The 3,724-nt window shown below is 34.1% G+C and carries 5 protein-coding genes; 4 read left to right on the top strand and 1 reads right to left on the bottom strand.

Annotation, left to right across the window (positions count from 1 at the left end):
- The 3 genes from ABJI11_RS07245 to ABJI11_RS07235 form a co-directional block, all read left to right on the top strand.
- On the top strand, positions 1-232 hold a 232-nt coding region (locus tag ABJI11_RS07245), incomplete at its 5' end, for a deoxynucleoside kinase (RefSeq protein ID WP_348350789.1).
- A gap of 26 nt (positions 233-258) precedes the next feature.
- Positions 259-1,233: an aminodeoxychorismate synthase component I gene (locus ABJI11_RS07240; protein ID WP_348350787.1), complete on the top strand. Its 975-nt coding sequence runs from the start codon at positions 259-261 to the stop codon at positions 1,231-1,233.
- Positions 1,217-1,819: an aminotransferase class IV gene (locus ABJI11_RS07235; protein ID WP_348350785.1), complete on the top strand. Its 603-nt coding sequence runs from the start codon at positions 1,217-1,219 to the stop codon at positions 1,817-1,819. Before ABJI11_RS07240 ends, ABJI11_RS07235 begins: the two co-directional genes overlap by 17 nt.
- Positions 1,820-1,822: 3 nt before the next feature.
- On the opposite strand, the gene ABJI11_RS07230 is transcribed toward ABJI11_RS07235, so the two are convergent.
- Entirely contained in the window at positions 1,823-2,848 is a 1,026-nt protein-coding gene (locus tag ABJI11_RS07230; RefSeq protein ID WP_348350782.1) for a phosphatase domain-containing protein, read from the bottom strand.
- Between the two features lie 211 nt (positions 2,849-3,059).
- Here ABJI11_RS07230 and ABJI11_RS07225 point away from each other — a divergent pair.
- The coding region (locus ABJI11_RS07225; RefSeq protein ID WP_348350780.1) for an energy transducer TonB at positions 3,060-3,724 on the top strand (665 nt) is incomplete at its 3' end.

The raw sequence follows: 3,724 nt of genomic DNA, 5'->3' as shown, positions 1-3,724 counted from the left end.
TTCTATACCAAATTTGGTAAAGCAGATTCACAAAAGAGGAAGAGAGTATGAAAACACGATTTCAATTGACTATTTAAGCCGATTGAACGAACGTTATGAAGCTTGGATTCATGGTTACAAAAAAGGAAACTTGCTGATTATAGATGTTGACGATTTAGATTTCGTTGACAATCCTGAAGATTTAGGTAGCATACTTAATAAAATTGACGCTCAAATTAACGGTTTATTTTAAGTTCACTTTCGCAAAGCACTAAACCATTGGAAGATTTTGAAAATAAAGTGACACGCTTTCTTCAAGATGAGATTCCGTTTTTCTTTATAATAGATTTTGAAAAATCGGTAAAACAGGTTTATTCTTTTGAAGAAGCTGCAAACGAAAACATTTATTTCAATATTAAAGGTAAAGGCAACGACCAAAACCTTCCCAATACAATACATGAAAACGTAAATTTTGATTTAAAGCCAACACTGGTTTCTAAAGAAATTTATGAAAGAGCTTTTACTACCATTAAGCACGAACTAAATACTGGTAATAGCTTTTTGCTAAATCTCACCTTTCCTACCGCACTTAATACAAGCGTAGACTTAGATGATATTTACCAAAAAGCACATGCTCCATACAAGCTTTTATACAAGGATAAATTTGTGGTGTTTTCTCCTGAGTGCTACTTAAAGGTAAAAGATGGAAACATTTTTTCATACCCTATGAAGGGCACTATCAATAGCGATGTACCCAATGCTGAAGAATTGTTACTTTCAAATAAAAAAGAGCTATACGAGCATAATACTATTGTTGACCTTATACGAAATGATCTTTCCATGATTGCCAAAAAAGTAAGCGTCAATAAATTTAGATTCGTTGAGAAAATAAAAAAAGGTAATCAAGAGCTGCTACAGACCAGTACCGAAATACAAGGAGAGCTACCAGAAAACTGGAAAAACGAGTTCGCCTCTTTATTATTAAAAACGCTACCCGCAGGATCTATAAGCGGAGCTCCTAAAAAGAAAACCTTAGAGATTATTTCTAAGGCAGAAATTGTACCAAGAGGATTCTATACCGGAATCTTTGGCGTATTTGACGGACAACATATTGATAGCGCCGTTAGCATTAGATTTATTGAAAAAATAGACGATAACCTTGTTTACAAAAGTGGCGGTGGCATTACCCACCTAAGCGAGATGGAAGAGGAATATCAAGAACTTCTAGAAAAAATATATGTACCCATTATTTGAATCTGTTTGTATTGAAAATAGTCAAATTAAAAATGCCGACTATCATGAAGCTAGGTTTAGGAAATCTTATATACTGCAATATAAAACCCACCCATCCTACTCGCTATTTGACGGTATTCATTTGACCAATTTAGACAGTTCTTTAAAATACAAATTACGTATTGGCTATAAGCAACATGGTACGCGATTCTCCTTTTCTGAATATGAGAATAGCATACCTACAACACTAAAATTAGTAAGCGACGACACTATATCATACGGCGTAAAAAGAAATAATCGTAAAAAACTAAACAACCTCTACAAGCAAAAAGGAGATTTTGACGATGTTCTTATTATTAAAAACGGACTAATAACAGACACTTCTTACGCCAACATTCTTTTTACAGATGGGGACAAGGTTATTACACCGGCAACTCCTTTACTAGAAGGGACCTGCAGAGCCAGGTTATTAGACGAAAATAGGATTATAGAAAAAAGGATTTTAGAGGCTGACATACAAAATTTTAAAAGCTTTCAGCTAGTCAATGCCCTTAATGATTTTGATCCTACCAGATGGGTGCCCGTTTCAAATATTAAACGCGAATAATGGTTAGATAAATCCGTTTTTCTTAGCGTGGTCTATAGCTTCAGAAGTTTTATTGACCATTAAGAACGGAATATCCTTAAAATCGGAAAATAGGTTTTCTACCCTTTTCATTCGCTTAGCATGATTTACGCTACGTAAATAAATAGCTTTTATTCTACCTGGAAATAATGTAGAAATTTCTTGATAGATATCGCCATCTTTCTCACCACTATCACCAATTAATATAAACGGCAAATCTGGATAGGATTTTAGAAGATTACTAATCTCTTTTTGCTTTTGAGGCTTTTCGTCACTTTTTTTACGCATTTTAAAACTTGCCATGCTGCGCAATAATACCGGACCTTTAGGAAAATTATTTGTTGTTAAAAATAGTTCTAAATACCTATACAAATTCCATGGACTATGACTTACATAAAAAATAGGATTGGCTTCATTTCCCGTTTTACCTTGATGTAGTTTCGTATAAAAATCTGACGCCCCTTCTAATTGCGAACGCTTGGTAGCCCTTTTGAACATCGTATTCAAAATTACTTTCCATTTTAAGGAAGACACAACACCGGTATGTAATATAGTATCATCAATATCACTAATTACCCCAAATTTAGCCTGTTTACAAGGTATTAGCATCTCACCAGGAAATCTATTTTGCAAAAGAATCTCCCTTTTTAAATTCGTATTGACAAATGAAAGCTCAAACTTTACCCAACCTTCTTCATTTGCCAAATCTTGCAGACCTTCAATATTCTTATCAACTAGATAATAGCCATCACTATCGGTAACTCCTTCTACTGTTTTACCGTTCGAAAAGGTAATCTTTAAGGGTGCGTTTTTGATTTCATCGGTTTCAAAACGCTTCCATGTATTTTTAATTAAATTGAAAAACCCTTTCTGATCCAAATCAATATTTTCATCTTCAATAGCCCTACCTCTTACATACAAGCGAGTAGCACTACCGTATGACTGAAAGTTGATGATTTGAAGTTTATCTTTTTTGAAAATACCCATGGTGTTAAAATTACGGTCTTTCAACAACCTTTAAAATTTTATTTGAAGAATAATCGAATTTCCTACTACTAAACAATCATTCTCTGCCTGTATTTTAATTGAAAGTCGGTTTCACTCACTCAATAGCAGCGTTAACTCATTACTCGTTTTGTAACCTATAGTATTCTCATAGTTTTAGACAAGCAAAAACGAATAATAACCCTACTTGTTTACACAAGTCTAAAATTTAAACATTATGAGACCAAAAAAGAATCCACAAAAAGACCTAAACAAAAAGAGCGGAATGTTCTTTGTAGTGGGACTACTACTAGTATTAGCCATGGTATATACAGCCCTAGAATGGAAAACGTTCGATCCAATTTACAATATAGATGTAGCCATGAACGATGTAGACCCTTCAATTGAAGAAGAAGCCCCTATTTTTCAATTAGAAGTAACACCTCCACCAAAACCACCAGTTCTACCAACTGAGATAGAAATTATTGAAGATGATGATCCTATTGAAGAAACTGAAGTTATCGCCATCGAAGTAAATACGGAAACCGAGGTTGTAGACGCATCAGATTTTGAGGTTATAGAAGAAGAGGAAGAAGTAAAAGTAAACTGGATTACCATTGAAGAAGTTCCTGTATTCCCAGGTTGTGAAAACGAAAAAGACAAACGCGGATGTTTTAATGAAATGATGCAAAAGCATATCCGTAAAAACTTTCGTTACCCAGAACTAGCCCAAGAAATGAATATTGAAGGTAGAGTAAATACTACGTTTATGATCAACAATGATGGCACTATTGGAGCTATTAAGAAAAGAGGTCCACATGATGTGTTAGAAAAAGAAGCTGTTAGAATTTTATCTAAACTGCCTAAAATGACTCCCGGTAAACAAAGAGGTTCAGCTGTAAA

This window comes from Maribacter sp., assembly GCF_039968975.1.
Taxonomy (GTDB): domain Bacteria; phylum Bacteroidota; class Bacteroidia; order Flavobacteriales; family Flavobacteriaceae; genus Maribacter.
Note: the sequence above shows the minus strand (reverse complement) of the source record. Positions and strands in the feature narration are given on the sequence as shown.